Here is a 19,431-nt window from a genome sequence, read left to right as displayed (position 1 = left end):
AAAACGAGGAACCCTATGCGTTATTTAAGAACTCCAGATAGCTGTTTTGCTAACTTACCTGAGTATCCCTTTGCACCACATTATCTGATGGTTGATGATACCGAAGGTGGCCAATTGCGTATGCATTATCTTGATGAAGGTGAGCGTCAAGCACCTGTGGTGTTAATGCTTCATGGTGAGCCTAGTTGGAGTTTTTTATATCGTAAAATGATTCCTTTGGTAGTTGCGGCGGGCTATCGGGTGATTGTGCCAGATTTAATTGGTTTTGGTCGTTCTGATAAGCCTACTGAACAAAGCGATTATAGTCATAGTCGGCATATTTTTTGGGTGGATAGTTTATTAAAACAATTACAACTTAAAGATATGGTGTTGGTGTGCCAAGATTGGGGTGGGTTGATTGGTTTACGCTTAGTGGCAGAGCAGCCTGAATTATTTGCAGGGGTGGTGGCAGCAAATACCATGTTGCCAGCATTTCCGCTAAAACATCCCAATTTACGAGCTGCATTTAGCAAATGGCAACAACTTAGAGCAACCGTGGGTTTTGGCAGTTGGTTTAGTTTTTCCCAATTATATCCATCATGGACAGCCGCCTTTGTGATTAATTTAGGTACGGCTTTGCGTTTATCACCAGAAATTAAAGCCGCTTATAATGCACCATATCCTGACCAAACGTATATGGCAGGGGCGCGAGTTTTTCCACGTTTAGTGCCCAGCGAAATGAAGCAAAATAGCCAAGCATGGAAAAAGCTGATCAATTTTAATAAACCTTTTTTATGTGCTTTTAGTGATAAAGACCCAATTATGTCATCAATGGCGGGAGTTTTTCCTGCATTAGTGGCAGGCTGTCGCGGCCAAGCACATACTACCATTTATAATGGCGGCCACTTTTTGCAAGAAGACCAAGGTGAACAATTGGCGGAGGTAGTAGTCAAGTTTTGTCAAAAAATCAGGTCTAGTTAACGCTTCATCTGATGAATGACGTAATCAAACACGGCTTTGGCAATAGGCCCAGCGGCACTGTTGCCATGTTTGCCGTTTTCTACTAACACAGCAACAGCAACTTGTGGATTATCAGCAGGGGCAAACCCCATAAACCATGCATGATCCCAATGACGTTCGTCTAATTCTTTTTCGTTGTAGCGTGCGCCTTGTTTAATACCTTTGACTTGTGCAGTGCCTGTTTTTCCTGCGATTTCATAACCTTCTAAATCTTTGCGTAAGTTGCCAGCCGTGCCGCGACCATGCACAACTGCTTTCATGGCTTGATGCATTTTGTCCCAATTATCTGCTTGGCCAGCAAAAGGAACTTGACCATCAGGTTGATTAATCACTTGATAAGGATATATACCTGTGGTTGATTTTAATAAATGTGGGGTTAAATGTTGGCCTTTATTGGCCATAATAGCGGTAGCCATCGCTAACTGTAATGGTGTGGTGGTAAAATAGCCTTGGCCAATACCTACCGAAATCATCTCACCTGTGTACCAAGGCGCTTTAAGAACACGTTTTTTCCATGCCGTCGAAGGAAGAACCCCAGTTTTTTCACCTGCTAAATCAATACCCGTTGGTTTGCCAAAACCAAAGTTTTGCATCCAATCATAAAAGCGATCAACACCAATTTTATAAGCCAATTGATAAAAATAAGTATCACAAGAAATTTCTACTGCACGATGTAAATCGACTGTGCCATGACCAGACTTTTTCCAATCTCTAAATACATGCCAGTCACCGGGAATACTATAACGACCTCTATCTTGAATTTTATAATCCCAATCGACTAAACCATAATGTAAACCTGCCATACCAAAAATAGGTTTAATGGTTGAGGCGGGGGGATAAATACCTTGTAAGGCACGATTATATAAAGGTACGTCAGGATGGTCTCGCCAGAAGTTATATAAATTATTAGGAACACCTGCGACAAAAGGATTGGGATCAAAACTTGGTGTACTGACAAATGCTAAAACACCACCTGTTTTGGGGTCAATGGCAACAACAGCAGCGCGTTTGCCAGCTAGCTTTTCGCTAAGCATTTTTTGCAAACCATAATCTAAATGGAGTACCAAATCATTGCCGCGAGTTGGTTCTGTGCGCTCCAATAGCCTTAATACTTGGCCATGAGCATTAGCTTCAATTTGTTGATAACCTGCTTTGCCTTGCAAAATAGACTCATAATATTTTTCTAAGCCTGTCTTGCCAATCAAGTCTGTACCAGCATAGCGTTCAGCATTAAGAGTTGCAGCTTCTTTGTCGGAAATCCTGCCCACATACCCTAAAACATGGGCAAATAACTCCCCATAAGGATAATAACGTGCTAATTTAACCTCGATATTTACGCCTTTAAATAAAAAAGCGACTTCTGAAAAACGAGCAATATCAGATTCGCGTAAATTTAATTTAATGGCAACCGATTCATAGCGTGGTGCATTTTTGACTCTATTTTTAAAACGCTGAATATCTTCAGGTGTTAGCTGAAAAATAGGCGTTAAACGTTCAATAGTTTGATCTAAATTATCAATTTCTTGACGATTGACCATTGCGGTAAAAATAGGGCGATTATCGGCTAATAAAATACCATTACGGTCATAAATATAACCACGTGGAGGCGCAATCGCTTGTAGTTTAATACGGTTACTGTCGGCAAGCGTTTTATAATTTTGGTGTTCTAAGATTTGTAAGTAGCCATAACGTATTAAAAGGGTACTAAATGCCAGTGCAATAAAAAAGGCAGTCACCCAAATACGATTACGAAAAATACGGCTTTCGAGAGCACTATTTTTTAGTGGGTCTGGATTGGTTGGGCTAGGACGTGATTTGAGGCGCAAAGTACAAAATCCTAATCGTGTATGGGCAGTTTATCATATCTAATCACAGTAACTTTTGTTAGCCTAAATTGACAATTATCAAAGTCATGGCTAATTTGATAGAAGCTTTTTAGTATAAATAGAGTTAATAGCACTGAGGTATAAATAATGATTGATGAAACGATTAAAAATTTACCTGTTTTAGTGACAGGTGCATCAGGATATATTGCAAGTTGGATTGTAAAATACTTGTTAGAAGAAGGTTATACCGTTCATGCTACTGTACGTGATCCGTCAAAACAATCCAGTGTTGGGCATTTATTAAAAATTGCACAACAGGCTAAAGGAACTTTAAAGTTATTTAAAGCAGATTTATTAACTGAAGGAAGTTATGCCGAAGCGATGCAAGGTTGTGGTGTTGTTATGCATACCGCATCACCTTTTGTTTTAGATGGTTTTACTGATGCCAATGAAGCTTTGGTTCGTCCTGCTCTAGAAGGCACACGAAATGTTTTAAATTCTGTTAATCAATGTGAAACGGTAAAACGTGTTGTATTAACCAGCAGTGTTGCTGCGATATATGGCGATAATGAAGATATTTTAAGAGTTCCTAGTGGTATTTTTACCGAAGATCATTGGAATGTGACCAGTAGTGTTTCTCATAATCCGTATCAATATTCTAAAGTAGTTGCTGAGCGTGAAGCATGGAAAATGCAAGGCAATCAATCACGTTGGGATTTAGTGACGATCAATCCGAGTATGGTATTTGGCCCTTCATTAACTTCAGGTAGCCTATCAGCTAGTATTGATACCTTAGTGCAAATGGGTGATGGTCGTTTGCGTATGGGTGTACCTAAGCTGATTTTAGGGATTGTAGATGTCCGAGAAGTGGCAAAGGCGCATATTTTAGCGGCATTTACGCCACAAGCTAAAGGTCGACATATTTTAAGCAACACCGAATTGACCATGTTACAAATTGGCAAAATTTTACGCAAACAATATGGCAACAAATATCCTTTTCCATTTATGGAAGCACCAAAGTTTGTTGTATGGGCGGTAGGACCTTTAATGGGGCCAGTGACACGTGACTTTATTAAACGTAATGTCGGTTTGCCTTTAAAGTTTGATAATCGCCGTAGCCGAGAATTAGGTGTTAAATATCGGCCTGCTGAAGAAACCTTTATTGAACATTTTCAGCAAGTGATTGATGATGGATTGTTGAAGAAAAAATAATAATAAATCTAAGCCTACCTCTTTTTATAAGAGGTAGGCTTTTTGCGTCTTGTTTTAGTCAAATCCTGACAATCCTAAGGAGTTTTAGTTTTGCTGTCTTCTTTTTTAGCAGGAGTGGCAGTTTTTTTGTCTGTCTCATTTACCTTTTTGTTGTCTTTAAGTTCTGATTTAGCGGTGCTTGGTTTGACTTTCTTTTCTTCAGGAATAGCCACATTTTGTGCACTTAAATAAGCTTTAGCTGCGGTCGCTTCTTCTGATTTGGGAAACTCTTTAACAATCCTCAACATAAGTTTAACAGCATCTTGAGTTTTGCCATCAACATCTGCAAAACTGGCCAACTTCAACATGGCAGAAGCCGCTTTGGGGGCATCAGCATAGTTATCGACAACAATTCTAAAGCTTTTCTTGGCATTATTGACATCGGCAGGGCTAGCAGCCAAATAAAACTCGCCCAACCAATAATAGGCACTAGGAATAAACGTGCTTTGCGGATAAGTTTTAATAAAATTACGCATTGGATTAATGGCTTTATTAGGCCCACCCGTTTTAAACGTTTGATAGGCAGCAAAATAAGCGCGTTTATCATCATCTGGATTGACAACAGGCGGTGTAGTAGCTGTTGTTGCCTCTGTTGTTGGAGTAGCGGTAGTAGGGTTTGTTGCAGTTGCTGTATTAACTGTTGTGGTTGTCGTGGTAGTTGTTGCTGTGGGTGTGGTGCTAGGTGTAGTGTTTGCCACTTCTGGTTGAGGGCGATTTTTTAAATCTGTAATACGTTGGTCTAAATCAAGGTAGCGACTACGTGCATCTTGTTTCATACGTTCAATAATATTAGCTTGCACTTCGAGTTGGCCACGCAAATCTCGAACTTCTTGTTGCAATTGTTGAACTTGTTGATAAAGCTGCCATTGTAATGAAGGATTGACTTCATTGCTAAGAGCTTGGGCTTGTATAGGTTTTGTTACAGGTGCAGCTTGTGTTTTGGGTTGGCTTAAAGATTTTTCTTCAATGACAATGTCAGCCGCATAAACAACATGACTAATCGCTAAACTGAGTAAAGAAACGGTGATTTTGCGCATAAATTAACCTAAAATCCTGCAATAACAATAACCGACACATTATCTTTACTTCGACGTGCGTTGGCTAGCTCCAACATATCTAAAGCGATGCCTTCTACTTCATGTTGGCGACCTAATAAGGCACCCAATTCATAATCAGAAAGCATGTCATATAGTCCATCACTACATAATAAAAAGCGATCACCTTTATTGATTTTTAAATAATCATAGTCAATGGTGATGTGTGGCTCTAGGCCAAGCGCGCGAGTAAGAATATTACGGGAAACCTTTTCTAAGGCTTCTTCACGAGTATAAAAGCCTTGATCGATAAATTCTTGTAATAAAGAATGGTCATGGGTAACGGCCATCAGTTGACCATCACGCAATAAATAAAGGCGTGAGTCACCAACATGGGCATGATGTAAATAGCCATTTTCAATAATAATGCCGACAAATGTGGTGCCCATGCCTCGACAACGAATCGATTGTCTGGCCTTTTCGCGAATAACCGCGTGTGCAGCTTGTAGCGCTGTCTCTAAACGCTCATGGGGCGATACCCCTCGAGTTGTTTGTTTAAGAATTGCACTTATGGTATCTATGGCCGTACGGCTAGCAACTTCACCCGCGCTATGTCCACCCATACCATCAGCTAATAATGCGACACCTAAATTGGGTAGGCAAAGAATCGCATCTTCGTTGCTAGTACGTGTTTTGCCAGTATCCGTATGGCCAACCATGATTAAATTATTCAAGGTACACCAGTTATTATTTTATCCAATAGTTGAGTTAAGTTTATATTATTTGCCAAATTAAAGACTTAGACTAAATCACTAATTAAGAAGTTATTCTAAATAAAATCAAGGCAAATAATTAAACCTAAATAACCTTTTTAGGGTTTAGCAAAGCTAAACCCTATGAATAATTAAACTTGTTTGTGGCCACAAGACTCAATGCAGTCTTTAATTGCACGAGCAAATTCACGTCCTGTCTGATAACGATCATCAGCATTTTTAGCTAATGCCTTATCAATCACTGCGCTCATACAAGGAATTTGACTCTCTAGGTCTGGACGACGCTCAAATAATGGCATGTGTGGCTCATTGGTGATTTTGAACATTAAGGCAGCCATAGATTCTGCTTTAAATGGCGGTGTACCTGTTAACATTTGGTAGAACATGACACCTAAGCTATACAAGTCAGAGCGACCATCGACTTTTTTACCTGCTAATTGCTCTGGTGACATATAAGTAGGTGTACCTAAAACTGTACCTGTTTTAGTTTTACTTGAGTCGGTAATACGCGCAATACCAAAGTCAGTGATTTTGACTTCGCTGGTATCTGGGTCAAACATAATGTTGGCAGGCTTAATATCACGGTGAACAATATTAGCTTGATGAGCATAATCTAAAGCTAAAGCAGATTTATGAACAATATTAATGACTTTGGCGATGGGTAATAGGCTATCGAATTTAGTATAACGCGCTAAATCGTGGCCTTTTAAAAATTCCATTGCAATATAGGCTAAATCATGTTCTTCGCCTGCATCATAAATAGTGACGATATTGGGATGATTGAGACGACCTGCGGTTTCAGCTTCACGGAAGAAACGTTCTTTGACTTCTTCAAGCTCGTCAGCTTCAAACTCTTCTTTGAGAGCTAAGGTTTTAATGGCAACCACACGGTTAATTTTGGGGTCTTTACCTAAATAAACAACACCCATTGCGCCTTTACCGAGTTCTTTTTCAACTTGATAACGACCTAACATCGGTTTTTCATTACTGGTGGGGTCTAAAATCAGCGTTGAGTTATTAGCGGTACTGCTGCTGCCACCCAAGATAACGGTTTCTTCGAGTTTTTTGGCACGAGCCAATTTATCTTTTAAATCTCTAAATTCAGGCGCAAAATCAGCCATATATTGATAAACAGAAATCGCTTTATTAAATTGACGTTTACGTTCGTAATCTAAGGCTAAGTTATACATCACATCTAAAATGCTTTCGTCACGTGGACATTGACGAAATTTTTCAAATGCCATATCAAGCTGGCCTTGTTGTTGTAAAGCCAATCCCAACATTTTATTAGATTCAGCCGATTTTTCATCAGAGCGTACTTTGGCTTTTTCGGTGACTAAGTAATGTTTGGTGGTTAATAAAACATGACCCAAGACCACGAGTGCAGCAGGTAACATCAACGGAACCCAAATACCAGAGCTTATCATTAAGGCAAAATGTGCCATTAATAATCCACCTACAAAAACTACTGACACAATAGCAGCGAGTTTTGCACTTAAGCGAGGTAATAAGACACATAAATAAATAGTGGCTAATAAAAATAAACCCCAACGGACTAAGCTGCTCCATTCAGGAATAGTAAAAAAATGTTGATTTAAAATGCTGCTAACATTGTGTGCCAAAATTAATACAGGCTCCATTTTTGCTTCGATAGGGGTCACCTGTGGCGAACCTAAACCATAAGCCGTTGGGCCAATAATCACAATTTTATCTTTATATTTTTCGACAGGAATTTTTCCGCTGACAACATCATAAAAAGAGTCGATACGGAAAGGAGGGCTATCTGCTTCTAAATTACCATAATAAAAGGTACGCATTTGTGAGAATGGGTCTGTTTTGATGTTAATTTTACCCAATTGCACACTTTGTCCTAAGTTTACTTTAATGTCTTTAGCATCTAAATTTAAACTTCTGGCAGCTAACATTAATGATAATGAAGGATAAAAAGCACCATCATAACTCACTAATAATGGCTCAGTACGTACACCACCATCACTATCTGGGTTAATGCTTAAATGACCTAATAAACTCGCACTTTCGCCTAATACACTAATGGGCGGAACAGCTAAGTTGGTTTCGGGGGGCAACATATTGAGCGAAGTTGCATCAATGTTATCACGAATATTTTCGACAGGAATTTGATTTTTAAGAACATAATTAGGCAGAGCGGTATCAGGCCGACCATCCATTTGACCCAGCATAAATTGCATAGGTAATACTACATTTTTGGCGGCTGCCATACCATCAGCTAATTGTTGGTCGGTATTTAAATTTGATTCTGCTTCAGCGAGCTTCATGCCTAACTCAGCAACAACGGTATTGTTATCACCTAAGGTACTTAAATTTTGATTGTAATAATCGTTCAGTTCACGGATAGATTTTAAACCAGCATCAATTTGCGGTTCAGATAAAAAAATAGGAACCCCAATGGCTTTAGCACCACCTTGATTTAAGCCAGCAATCATTTGTGCTAAATAGCTACGAGGCCACGGCCAACGACCAATGTTTTCGATACTTTCATCATCAATCGCAATGACAGCAACTTTGTCGCCTGCATTATGCTGACTTGATTTGACGCCAACGTCATAAGCATTACGCTCAAGATTTTCAATAATTGGCGAGCTAGAAATAGCTGCCATAAAAGTGGCGATTGCTAAACCAATGACCCAGTCGCTTTTCCAAGAGAAAGATATTTTTGCCATAGTCGCTAACCCTGCTTAATGTATTTATTAAGATTTTTGCATGTTTTAAGTGCTAAATATAATTAGTATTTGTATGCGGTCTTTGTTGTTTTTTGCTCCGTTTAACGGCAACACACCAAAACGGAGCCTAGTGAATCAAAAATTACACATTAAATCTAAAATGGACGACATCACCATCATTCATAATATAGGTTTTGCCTTCTAAACGCCATTTACCAGCATCTTTAGCACCTTGCTCACCTTTATAATGAATATAGTCTTCGTAGGCAATAACCTCTGCACGAATAAATCCTTTTTCAAAGTCAGTATGAATCTTCCCAGCCGCTTGGGGAGCGGTTGCTCCTAAAGGAATTGTCCATGCACGAACTTCTTTAACACCTGCGGTAAAATAAGTATGTAAACCTAATAGGTTGTAACCAGCACGAATCACACGATTCAAGCCTGGTTCTTCCATACCCACAGCTTCTAAAAATTCGGCTTTTTCGTCTTCTTCCAATTCGGCAATTTCGGCTTCAAGTTTGTTGCAAATAGGAACAACGACAGCTTTTTCGCTGGCGGCTAATTCACGTACTGCATCTAAGTGTGGGTTGTTTTCAAAACCATCTTCATTGACGTTGGCAATATACATCGTTGGTTTTAAAGTGAGTAAACCATAAACTTTAATGACTTTTAGATCATCATCACTTAAATCGGCGGCACGAGCAGGGCGGCCATCATTTAACACAGGCAATACTTTTTCGAGGCAGTTTTTTAACGCAATGGCTTCTTTATCACCACCTTTAGCATTTTTGCTAACACGTAACAAAGCACGTTCAACTGTGTCTAAGTCAGCTAATGCTAATTCGGTATTAATCGTGGCAATATCATCTAAAGGATTAATTTGACCTGCAACGTGAATCACGTTTTCATCTTCAAAACAACGTACAACGTGAGCAATCGCATCTGTTTCACGGATGTTTGCTAAGAATTTGTTACCTAAACCTTCGCCTTTGGATGCCCCTGCAACTAAACCAGCAATATCAACAAACTCCATACTGGTTGGAATCACACGTTCAGGTTTAACAATGTCGGCTAAAGCATCTAAACGAGGATCAGGCATTGGCACAATACCTGTATTGGGTTCGATAGTGCAAAAAGGAAAGTTTTCGGCTGCAATTCCTGCTTTAGTTAAAGCATTAAATAAGGTAGATTTACCCACATTTGGTAAGCCAACAATACCGCAATTAAAACCCATTTACAGGCTCCTCGTGTTAATTTCGCAATGGCGCGCATGGTACACCAAAATCCTGTTTTTTGCTTAGGAATCGTATTGTATGAATCGTGTCCTGTATCAATTTCCCTTGTCGCATTATTGTGAAAAAGCACGTTGGTTATTAGATTTTAAGGATTTGGAATATTCAGTCAAAAATTTATTTCCAGCCACTCATCGACTTTTAACCTTATGGAAGGCCAATAGCACCACTGTACCTTTAGTAAAAGATGGCAAAGAATGGATTGGTGATTCAACAGAGTTAGCGTTTTATTTAGATGCTAAATATGTCTTACGACCTTTATTACCGTCTAATCCTGATTTGCGTCGGCAGGCGATTATTTTAGAGGATTTAGCTGATAAAGCAGGGGTTCATGTGCGTCGTTGGGCATATAGTCAGGCTTTAGGTTCTGAGCAAGTCACAGATTTGTTATTTAATGATTATCCAATGGTTAAGCCCTTTAAAAAACAATTAGCACCTTTTATTAAACGTGGTATTGGCCAAATGTATCAAGCTAACCCTGAAAAAGGTGCGATTTCTTTACAAAAAATGCTTAAAGTGATGGACGATATTGAAGAAAAATTAATCGCTAATGGTGGCCGTTATTTGGTGGGTGATTGTTTAGGTTTGGCGGATATTAGTGTGGCTTCATTATTTGTGCCAGTATTAGCTCTAAAAGATACCCCGTGGGAGACCTTGACTCCTCAAAATGAATTGATGGAGCAACTTTATCAGCAAACTTTAAATCGACCTTTGGGACAGTGGATTATTCGTTTATATCAAGAAGAACGTGGTGCAAGAGGCAATTGGCGAGGGTGAAACAAAAAGGCGCGTACGCGCCTTTTTATGGGTAACTATTGCAGTTAAGCAGCAATAATAACCCGCAATGCATCACTCATCACATGAACATGGCTTAAATAATTTAAACCTTGCTCTAATTGTTGTTCTAAGCGTGCAATTTCATCATCACGAATGGTTGGGTTAACCGCTTGTAAGGCTTTTAGGCGTTTAATTTCCTGCCCCAGTTTGGCTTTTAAGCTATCTTGAGCTTGTTGTTGCAACTCAGGAATAGCCGCTTTAGCAATTTTTTCGGTCTTCTGATAAAGCGTAGCCATGACATCAGTTTGCATTTTTACTACTTGGCGTGCGGTCATTTTTTCTAAAGGCTGTACTTGCTTATTGAGCATTTCATGGCCAATACGCGAACTCAAATCACGACCTTCACCATCAAGTAATACGCGTAAAGTTAGTTGAGGTAAATGCGGATTTAAATCCAAATGTTTAGGTGCAATTAACTCTATTCTAAACCATGATTCAATCAACAAAGTACCAGCTTTGATGCCTTTGTTACGAATCAGGCCAAGGTTAGCATTACCAAAGGCTTGACGTGTCATTAGGTCTAAAGTGCCTAATGCCATTGGGTGTTCCCACGTAATAAACTGCACATCTTCACGGCTTAAGGCTTGGTTACGGTCAAAACAAACGGTCATGCCATCGGCATCTAAACAAGGGAAGGAGTCAATTGGCATATGTTCGCCACTACGAATAATATGACTACCATCACCTTGCTCTTCATGGTCAACCCCAAATGCCGACCATGCACGCTCCATAAAATCACCCAAGATTAAATCATCATCTTGGTCAGCAACGGCAGTAATCAAGTCAATCGCTTTGTCCATACGGCACGAATTAAGCTCTAACAAATAATCACGACCTTGTTGTAACTCGGCTTCTAAGTTGGCACGATCTTGTTGCGCTTCAGCCATTAAATCGGCAAATAATTGTTGATGTTCGGTTGGATTTTGCAAACAATCTTTTAAAGTAGCCTGATGATATTGGTGTACAGTTTGAGCTGTTGGCGAAATATGAGCAATGGTATTTAAGGCTTGGTGATGCCAGTCAAACAAACGCTCTTGGGCAGTGCCTTGCATATAGGGCACATGAATTTTGATGGTTTCAGTTTGACCAATACGATCCAAACGGCCAATACGTTGCTCTAAAACATCAGGATTAGCAGGTAAATCAAACAACACTAAATGATGGGCAAATTGGAAGTTACGACCTTCAGAGCCAATTTCTGAACATAACAAAATTTGTGCACCATAGTCAGGTTCTGCAAAATAGGCTGCTGCACGGTCACGTTCTAATAGACTCATTTCTTCATGGAAAAGAGCAGTGCGGAAACCTTCATTTAGGCGTAAACGCAACTCTAAAGACATGGCCACGCCTGCGGTACGGCAGATTAACAACACTTTTTGCTGTTTGAGCTTTTTCAATAATTGAATCAACCACGGCACACGTGGGTCTGTGGTTAACCAATCTTCATTATCGGTTTGCATTTCTGGCCAGAGCTGATGACGCACAGCACCTGTCATTGGCCAATCAGCAGGGGGTGTTAATGGCACAGGAATACATTCGCGTTGTGGAAAGCCTTTAATCGCTTCACGCGTATTTCTAAATAAAACACGACCTGTACCATGACGATCTAATAATGCAGCAACGGCCTGATCTCGACCTTCTTTGCTGTTTAAGTCTACGTCTTCATCGGCCAAGTAATTTGCTAAAGTTTGTTGTGCTTCAGCACTTAAATTACCTTTGACTAAGTCACGCGCAGCTTGTGCAATCGGTTGATAACCTTCTTCTTCATCTAAGAAGTTATCTAGGCTGCTAAAACGTTTTGGGTCTAAAAGTTTTAAACGGGCAAAGTGGCTAGCAACACCCAATTGTTCTGGGGTGGCGGTGAGCAATAATACCCCAGCCGTTTGGTTGGCAATTTCTTCAACCAATTGATAGGCTTCGCTCGGTTTTTCTTCGTCCCATTCTAAATGGTGTGCTTCGTCAACCACTAATAAATCCCATTTAGCGGCTAAAGCAGACTCTTTTAAATCGGGATGATCGAGTAATAAGTCAATGCTGGCTAAGACACATTGCTCGGTACTAAATGGATTTTGTTCTTCATCACCTTCACGAATCGCAGCGGTGCGGGTTAAATCAAATAAGGCAAAGTCGATATTAAAACGACGACGCATTTCAACCAACCATTGATACTGCAAACTATCAGGGACTAACACCAAAATACGTTGTGCACGACCTGTTAACAATTGTTGATGAATAATTAAACCTGCTTCAATCGTTTTTCCCAAACCCACTTCGTCAGCTAATAACACCCGTGGTGCCATACGTTGGCCAACTTCGTGAGCAATATAAAATTGATGCGGAATTAAACCCACACGTGGGCCAACCAAACCAGATACTGGACTTTTGGCAATTTTTTCACGCGCACGTAAGGCAGTCACACGCAATTCATACCATTCATTATTATCTAATTGGCAGGCCAAAAGACGTTCACAAGGTTTGGCTAAATGAATTTCGGGAGATAAGCGAGTTTCAGCAAAGCTGGTGGTGTTGCCAGCAGCATCTTGTACTTCATAACGCAAGACAAATTGGCGTTCTTGAATGCCTGTTACTAGCCATGATTTATTGTCAGTATCTTTAATGGTATCGCCTTCATTAAAACGAATCCGTGATAAGGGCGCATTTTGGCGCGCATAGACACGGGTTTCTTCGCTCTTGGGAAATAAGATGGTCATGGTGCGAGGATTTACCTCAACCACGATACCTAAGCCAAGCTCAGTTTCAGCATCAGATAACCAACGTTGACCAATAGCAGGATTTGAAATACTCATGTAACAGTCCTAACAATTAAAAAGGGCATGGCCATGAAAAATTCATTGGCTGTAAAGTTATGGGATGATTAAATTCTAGTGTCTCTGCGTGTAAACACAAACGCGGACTTAAAGCAATTGCTTCGGGTGGTGCATATAACGTGTCACCAACAATCGGATGACCTAATAATTGCATATGCACACGCAATTGATGAGAGCGACCAGTAATTGGTTTTAACAACACACGGGTGGCTTTGGCTTGACGACCAAGCACTTGCCATTGGGTGAGGGCGTGTTGGCCTTGCTCATAATCGACAATATGTAAAGGTGGATGCTCAGGGTCATAACGTAATGGTGCATCTATTTCGCCACGCATTTGAGCAATATGACCATAGACTAAGGCAATATAGTGTTTGTTAACCAAACGTTGTTCAAATTGTTTATTGAGGTGTTGTTGTGCTGCCAAATGACGAGCAAAGACTAATAGACCAGAAGTATCTTGGTCTAGACGATGAATAATACGGACTTCCTCAAATTGGGCTTGCAAACGAGCATGTAAACAGTCTTGTTTGTCAGCACCTTTGCCACGAACAGTTAATAAACCACTAGGTTTACCCACTACGAGCAAATCATTGTCACAAAATAAAATGGGGCAATCTACAGACACGCGCAGTTTTCTTTTAAGTCATGAAAGATGCTAATTGTAATAATAGCGACAAAGGATTGCATCTAATTATCTCTAAAGCATGATAAATAAAACCATTTTTGTGTATTTTTTGATCTTATTGGAAAATTGAAAAGTATTTTTTACACAAAGTTAGCATTTGTTGATATATAATGATAATCATTATCATTTAAATTATTATTTATTGGGTGTGAACTTGGCTAAGGCATCGTTGTTAAAACAGTTGTATCAGTGGCATTGGATTAGCTCGGCGATATGTTTGGTAGGGATGTTGGTGTTTAGTATTACAGGCATTACCTTAAATCATGCTAGCCAAATTGAGGCGAAACCCAAAGTTGAGCGTCAAGAACTGGCAACTCCCCAGCAAATAAACCAACAATTGCAAACGCTTGCAGAGCAAGATCAAACTCAACAGCCTTTACCAAGCAATGTTGAGCAATGGTTGATTAATCAACATGGCATTCATTTAAGTGCCGAATCACAAGTCGAATGGTCTGCTGACGAAGTTTATATTTCGTTGCCAAAAGCGGGTGGCGATGCGTGGGCGCGCTTTTCCTTAGCCAATAGTCAGTTTGAGTATGAATCTACCAGTCGTGGTGTGATTTCCTTATTAAACGACTTGCATAAAGGTCGTCATACGGGTGTGGTTTGGCAATGGTTTATTGATGTTTTTGCCATTGCCTGTGTGGTTTTTTCCTTAACGGGACTGTTTATTTTGCAACAGCATGCCCGTCGTCGGCCAATGGTTTGGCCACTCGTCAGCACAGGATTGCTTATTCCCTTATTGTTAGTGGTGTTCTTTGTTCATATCTAAAGAGAAGAGATATTTATGAAAAAAATGATCTATGGTTCGGCCTTAGCCATGAGCTTGCTATCGACGGCACAAGCCGCTGAGTTAGCCGTTAATGTGCAAATACCCAGTTTAAATGTGGCCGAATATCATCGTCCTTATGTTGCCATTTGGATTGAAGATGATAGCCAAAAATTTATGGCTAATTTGGCGGTTTGGTATGACCTAAAAAAACGCGATAACGGCGGGACAAAGTGGTTAAAAGACCTGCGTCAATGGTGGCGAAAAAGTGGTCGTGAATTAACGATGCCTGTTGATGGTGTATCTGGTGCAACACGTAATGTCGGTGAGCATCAATTAAGCTTTAGCGATAAAAATACGCCATTAGATAAATTGGCAGCTGGGCGTTATCAGTTAGTGGTTGAGGCAGCACGCGAAGGCGGTGGTCGAGAAGTGTTAAAAGTGCCGTTTGAGTGGTTGTCTAAAAAAGCCAATCAGAATAGTGCACAAGGACAAGAAGAATTAGGCAAAGTCACCGTCGCGGTTAAACCGTAATCATTAAAACAGGACAATATCATGTTTAAAAAGACAACGCTTGCTTTGGGCTTATTAATTTTGCTTCCACAAGCTCATGCACATCGTCAATGGTTATTACCCTCCAATACACAGATTGATGCTAAAGAAGCATGGGTGACTATTGATGGGGCGGTATCAGAAAACTTATTTGATTTTGATAGTAATGCTTTGGCCTTAGATAATTTGGAGGTTGTTGCCCCTGATGGTAGTCAGGTGAAAGCGGAAACAATCACTAAAAGCAAATTTCGTGGCTCTGCTGATTTTAAATTGCTACAAAAAGGCACTTATAAAATTAGCCAGAACTCACAAAATGTGATGGCAACTTATCGTTTAAACGGTGAGGAGAAACGTTGGCGTGGGGCAGAAGAAAAGATGGCGCAAGAAATTCCAGCCGAAGCCACTGATCTAAAAATATCGCGTACCTATAACCGTTTAGAAACCTATGTCACCGCAGATCAACCGACTGATACGGTGCTAAAAGCCGTTAATCAAGGTTTAGAGTTATTGCCGTTAAGCCATCCCAATAATTTGTATGCACAAGAAACGACTCGTTTTAAAGTGTTATTAGATGGAAAGCCTGTTGCGGATAGCAAAATATCAGTGATTGCAGGTGGGGTTCGTTATCGTGGTGTGTTAAATGAAATCACAGCAATCAGTGATAAAGACGGCGTGATTAGCATTAAATGGCCATTTGCAGGAATGTATTGGTTAAAAGCGGCTTATCCACAATTGCCAGAAATGGTTGATGGCAAACGCCCAGCCATGCCCGAAAAACGTTATAGCTATGCGGCAACCTTAGAGGTGTTATTACCGTAATTGTTGCAAGTTGTTGCAAATTTAAATGATAATTGTTATCATTTACAAAGTGCCCAGCCAGTTCTAAACGACAAGCCAAGCCTTTTTTATGTTTAACCCTGTGGAGGGGATGACCATTGATGTGCGCTAGCCATCATTGCATCTAACTCTGAGGGCTATTTGAGGTATTGTGTTGTGTCTATCATTCGTTCTCGTAAAAAATCTACATTATTAACATCCTCTATGGTGGCGATGGCAGGTAGTTTAGCTATTCCTGCTCACGCACAAGATGCGCCAGTGTTAAAAGAGGTTAATGTCCAAGCTGCTGTTGATGTGCCGTACAAAACGGAAAAATCTGCATCAAACAAACTCACTCAAGCCTTAGTTGATACCCCAAAAACCGTACAAGTACTAAAAAAGGAAATGTTGAAAGAGCAAGGTGCTAGCTCCTTGATGGAAGCCTTACGCAATACCGCAGGCATTACTATGCAGTTGGGCGAAAATGGTAATACGGCGGCAGGTGATACGTTTCAGATGCGTGGTTTTTCAACCAATACCTCAACTTTTGTTGATGGTGTCCGTGATTTAGGTGCAGTGACCCGTGATGTATTTAACCTTGAGCAAGTTGAAGTGGTTAAAGGCGCTGGTGGTTCAGAGGTGGGACGTGGTGCGAGCGCGGGTTATATTAATTTAATTTCCAAATTGCCTACTCTTGAGCAGGCCAATGATATTGCATTAACACTGGGCACAGCCGATAAAAAGCGTTTAACTGTTGATAGCAATAATGTGATTGATGACAGCACAGCATTACGTTTGAATGTCATGGTGCAAGAAGGCAATGCCGAAGAGCGTAATCAAGTTTCCAATCGACAAGTGGCAATTGCACCAAGTTTAGCCTTTGGCTTAGATTCACCAACCAAAGTATATCTCTATTCTCAGCATATTCGTCAGGACAATGTGCCCGATGGTGGTGTACCAACTATTGGCATGGAAGGTTTTTATAATAGCAATACCACTATTAAAGCAGGGGCAAAAGTCAGTCGTGATAACTTTTATGGCAGTCAGCAAGATTATGAAAAAATATCTGCAGATATGTTAACGGCCAAAGTGGAACATCAGTTATCAAAAAACACCACCATTCGTAATATTAGCCGTTATGGTCAAACACATGTAGATCGCGTGTTAACGGGGGTGAATGCTTTATCTGTCAATGCCAGCACTAAAGCCATTGAAGTCGCTTTGAATCGCCAACGTATCGACCAAACTAATGAAATTTGGGCAAACCAAACAAACTTGAATACCGCGTTAAGCACGGGTTTTATTAAACATGATTTAGTGCTTGGTTTAGAGTTATTAAAAGAAAGTCAGTTAACACTTGGCTCAACTTCAGGCAGCACTAGCACAACAACGGTGGTGGTGAATGGCCAAACTTTGCCAGTATATAGTGTTGTACAAAATGTATATAGCCCAAATGCCTATCAGAATTTGTTAGTGCCTTATTTAACGGGTGCGGATACAGACGGTGAAACGACAACGGCTGCATTGTATGTCTTTGACACTTTAACATTAATAGACAGTTTAAAATTTAGCCTTGGTTTACGTGCCGATCGTTATAAAACTGAAACTAGCACAGGTACGATGGTAACGGGTGGTAGTGGTGGCAATTTGGCTACCTATTCCGCGCAAGGTTACAAAGTCGGTGATGTGGTTATTAGCCATTTAGAAGATGACGATACCTTATTAAGCTGGAATGCTGGTTTAGTGTTTAAGCCAGCTACGAATGGTTCGATTTATGTTGCCTTTGCCGATGCACAAACGCCACCTGCGGGTGCTAACTTTGTGTTATCAGCGACCGCAGGTAATCAGGCAAATGCTGAATTAGATCCACAACAAACCACAACCGCCGAATTGGGTACAAAGTGGGAGTTGTTAAATAAGCGTTTAAATGTCTCTGCTGCTGTTTACCGTACCGAAAACGATAAACAAGCCAGTGTTGATGCTGTGACTGGTGTGGCTAATCAGGAAGGAAAAACCCTTGTTGATGGTATTGAATTAGCGGCAGTTGGTCAATTAACGAACTTTTGGCAATTAACCATGTCTGTTGGTTTTATGGAAAGTGAGCAGTTAGGCCAAAGTTCTAAGAGTAGTTCAACGGGTGTGATTACCACATCAGATGGTGTGCGTTGGACACCTGATGTCACCGCATCGGTATGGACATCTTATACCTTAGAAAAATTCACCTTTGGTGGCGGTGCACGTTATGTGGGTGAACAAAAGCGTGTAGTGACAACCAATGCAAATTTGGCAACCGAAAATATGCCAGTGATTCCTGCTTATACCGTAGCTGATGTGATGGCTGCTTATAAAGTCAATAAGAACACCAATCTACGCTTAAACGTCTATAACGTCTTTGATGAAGAATATATCAGTACCTTAAACAATAGTGGTGCACGTATGACCTTGGGTGCGCCTATTTCAGCTGCAATTACGGCAGAGTTTAGTTTTTAATAACCCTCACCCCAGCCCTTTCCCATAGGGAGAGGGAGTCTAAATTGAGAGCTGAATGGGAAAATGTTATGTTATTGCATATTCCGCAAGTATTGAGTAAACAACAAGTCGCTCAAATTCGCCAACAGTTACACGAAGCTCCGTGGCAAGCAGGCGCAAATACTGCTGGCGCACAGGCGGCAAAAGTCAAACATAACTTACAACTCTCGCAAAATTTAGCGATTGCACAGCAATTAGGACAACAAGTTAAAGAGGCATTGTTAGCAAATCCCTTATTTGTCTCGGCGGTATTGCCCAAACAGTTGTTATTGCCACTGTTTAATTGTTATCAACAAGGTGGGCATTTTGGTAATCATGTCGATGGCGCAATTCAATACGAAGCCTTAACCCGTTTACCTGTGCGTACCGATGTCTCAACCACCGTTTTTTTATCCGAACCTGAAGAGTATGAGGGGGGAGAATTGGTTGTTGAAGATACTTATGGTTGCCATGAGGTTAAATTAGCCGCAGGGGATGCGATTGTTTATCCTGCTACCAGTTTACATCGGGTTGAGCCTGTAGAAAATGGTCAACGTTT

Annotated in this window: 15 protein-coding genes; 8 read left to right on the top strand and 7 right to left on the bottom strand. The window is 40.5% G+C overall.

Annotated features, from left to right (window positions below):
- The first annotated feature begins 15 nt into the window (after positions 1 to 15).
- A complete protein-coding gene (locus tag Q0212_RS15715) occupies positions 16 to 960 on the top strand; it encodes a haloalkane dehalogenase (protein WP_297927251.1) in 945 nt (314 codons plus the stop codon).
- On the opposite strand, the gene mrdA is transcribed toward Q0212_RS15715, so the two are convergent.
- Positions 957 to 2,825, bottom strand: coding sequence for a penicillin-binding protein 2 (mrdA, locus tag Q0212_RS15710; protein WP_297927249.1), 1,869 nt, complete (start codon positions 2,823 to 2,825; stop codon positions 957 to 959). The genes Q0212_RS15715 and mrdA overlap by 4 nt on opposite strands.
- Before the next feature lie 147 nt (positions 2,826 to 2,972).
- Between mrdA and Q0212_RS15705 the strand changes: the two genes are divergently transcribed.
- Positions 2,973 to 4,037 (top strand): aldehyde reductase, encoded by a 1,065-nt coding sequence (locus tag Q0212_RS15705; RefSeq protein ID WP_297927247.1) that lies wholly within the window; start codon positions 2,973 to 2,975, stop codon positions 4,035 to 4,037.
- Between the two features lie 74 nt (positions 4,038 to 4,111).
- Here the strand turns inward: Q0212_RS15705 and Q0212_RS15700 are convergent, their stop codons facing one another.
- The 4 genes from Q0212_RS15700 to ychF all read right to left on the bottom strand — a co-directional run bounded on the left by Q0212_RS15700 (position 4,112) and on the right by ychF (position 9,819).
- Positions 4,112 to 5,113, bottom strand: coding sequence for a YbgF trimerization domain-containing protein (locus tag Q0212_RS15700; RefSeq protein WP_297927246.1), 1,002 nt, complete (start codon positions 5,111 to 5,113; stop codon positions 4,112 to 4,114).
- An 8-nt stretch (positions 5,114 to 5,121) separates the two neighbouring features.
- Positions 5,122 to 5,844 carry a Stp1/IreP family PP2C-type Ser/Thr phosphatase gene (locus Q0212_RS15695; protein ID WP_297927244.1) on the bottom strand — a complete coding sequence of 241 codons (723 nt, stop codon included), beginning with the start codon at positions 5,842 to 5,844 and terminating at the stop codon, positions 5,122 to 5,124.
- A gap of 170 nt (positions 5,845 to 6,014) precedes the next feature.
- Entirely contained in the window at positions 6,015 to 8,585 is a 2,571-nt protein-coding gene (locus Q0212_RS15690) for a serine/threonine-protein kinase (RefSeq protein WP_297927243.1), read from the bottom strand.
- Between the two features lie 142 nt (positions 8,586 to 8,727).
- Entirely contained in the window at positions 8,728 to 9,819 is a 1,092-nt protein-coding gene (gene ychF, locus Q0212_RS15685; RefSeq protein WP_297927241.1) for a redox-regulated ATPase YchF, read from the bottom strand.
- Between the two features lie 79 nt (positions 9,820 to 9,898).
- Between ychF and Q0212_RS15680 the strand changes: the two genes are divergently transcribed.
- Positions 9,899 to 10,654 carry a glutathione S-transferase family protein gene (locus tag Q0212_RS15680; RefSeq protein ID WP_297927239.1) on the top strand — a complete coding sequence of 252 codons (756 nt, stop codon included), beginning with the start codon at positions 9,899 to 9,901 and terminating at the stop codon, positions 10,652 to 10,654.
- Positions 10,655 to 10,698: 44 nt separating this feature from the next.
- On the opposite strand, the gene rapA is transcribed toward Q0212_RS15680, so the two are convergent.
- Positions 10,699 to 13,521: an RNA polymerase-associated protein RapA gene (rapA, locus tag Q0212_RS15675; protein WP_297927238.1), complete on the bottom strand. Its 2,823-nt coding sequence runs from the start codon at positions 13,519 to 13,521 to the stop codon at positions 10,699 to 10,701.
- Positions 13,522 to 13,537: 16 nt separating this feature from the next.
- Positions 13,538 to 14,167, bottom strand: a complete 630-nt coding sequence (locus tag Q0212_RS15670) for an RluA family pseudouridine synthase (protein WP_297927236.1) — start codon at positions 14,165 to 14,167, stop codon at positions 13,538 to 13,540.
- Positions 14,168 to 14,381: 214 nt separating this feature from the next.
- Between Q0212_RS15670 and Q0212_RS15665 the strand changes: the two genes are divergently transcribed.
- The 5 genes from Q0212_RS15665 to Q0212_RS15645 all read left to right on the top strand — a co-directional run.
- Entirely contained in the window at positions 14,382 to 14,999 is a 618-nt protein-coding gene (locus tag Q0212_RS15665; RefSeq protein WP_297927234.1) for a PepSY-associated TM helix domain-containing protein, read from the top strand.
- Positions 15,000 to 15,014: 15 nt separating this feature from the next.
- Positions 15,015 to 15,530 carry a DUF2271 domain-containing protein gene (locus tag Q0212_RS15660; protein ID WP_297927232.1) on the top strand — a complete coding sequence of 172 codons (516 nt, stop codon included), beginning with the start codon at positions 15,015 to 15,017 and terminating at the stop codon, positions 15,528 to 15,530.
- Between the two features lie 21 nt (positions 15,531 to 15,551).
- The gene (locus Q0212_RS15655) at positions 15,552 to 16,367 is read left to right on the top strand and encodes a DUF4198 domain-containing protein (protein WP_297927231.1); all 816 of its coding nucleotides are present in this window, start codon (positions 15,552 to 15,554) and stop codon (positions 16,365 to 16,367) included.
- 174 nt (positions 16,368 to 16,541) lie between these two features.
- Complete coding sequence (locus tag Q0212_RS15650) at positions 16,542 to 18,854, top strand: TonB-dependent receptor (protein ID WP_297927229.1); 2,313 nt, start codon at positions 16,542 to 16,544, stop codon at positions 18,852 to 18,854.
- Positions 18,855 to 18,922: 68 nt separating this feature from the next.
- Positions 18,923 to 19,431 (top strand): Fe2+-dependent dioxygenase (locus Q0212_RS15645; RefSeq protein ID WP_297927270.1); only part of this gene is annotated, 509 nt, incomplete at its 3' end.

The organism is uncultured Agitococcus sp. (genome assembly GCF_937920075.1).
Lineage (GTDB): Bacteria > Pseudomonadota > Gammaproteobacteria > Pseudomonadales > Moraxellaceae > Agitococcus.
Note: the sequence above shows the minus strand (reverse complement) of the source record. Positions and strands in the feature narration are given on the sequence as shown.

What these genes read in the sequence shown, in the direction of transcription:
- Q0212_RS15690 (WP_297927243.1), bottom strand. Translation starts at nt 8,585, where the DNA reads ATGGCAAAAATATCTTTCTCTTGGAAAAGCGACTGGGTCATTGGTTTA.
- rapA (WP_297927238.1), bottom strand. Translation starts at nt 13,521, where the DNA reads ATGAGTATTTCAAATCCTGCTATTGGTCAACGTTGGTTATCTGATGCT.
- Q0212_RS15660 (WP_297927232.1), top strand. Translation starts at nt 15,015, where the DNA reads ATGAAAAAAATGATCTATGGTTCGGCCTTAGCCATGAGCTTGCTATCG.
- Q0212_RS15700 (WP_297927246.1), bottom strand. Translation starts at nt 5,113, where the DNA reads ATGCGCAAAATCACCGTTTCTTTACTCAGTTTAGCGATTAGTCATGTT.
- Q0212_RS15680 (WP_297927239.1), top strand. Translation starts at nt 9,899, where the DNA reads ATGAATCGTGTCCTGTATCAATTTCCCTTGTCGCATTATTGTGAAAAA.
- Q0212_RS15655 (WP_297927231.1), top strand. Translation starts at nt 15,552, where the DNA reads ATGTTTAAAAAGACAACGCTTGCTTTGGGCTTATTAATTTTGCTTCCA.
- ychF (WP_297927241.1), bottom strand. Translation starts at nt 9,819, where the DNA reads ATGGGTTTTAATTGCGGTATTGTTGGCTTACCAAATGTGGGTAAATCT.
- Q0212_RS15715 (WP_297927251.1), top strand. Translation starts at nt 16, where the DNA reads ATGCGTTATTTAAGAACTCCAGATAGCTGTTTTGCTAACTTACCTGAG.
- Q0212_RS15705 (WP_297927247.1), top strand. Translation starts at nt 2,973, where the DNA reads ATGATTGATGAAACGATTAAAAATTTACCTGTTTTAGTGACAGGTGCA.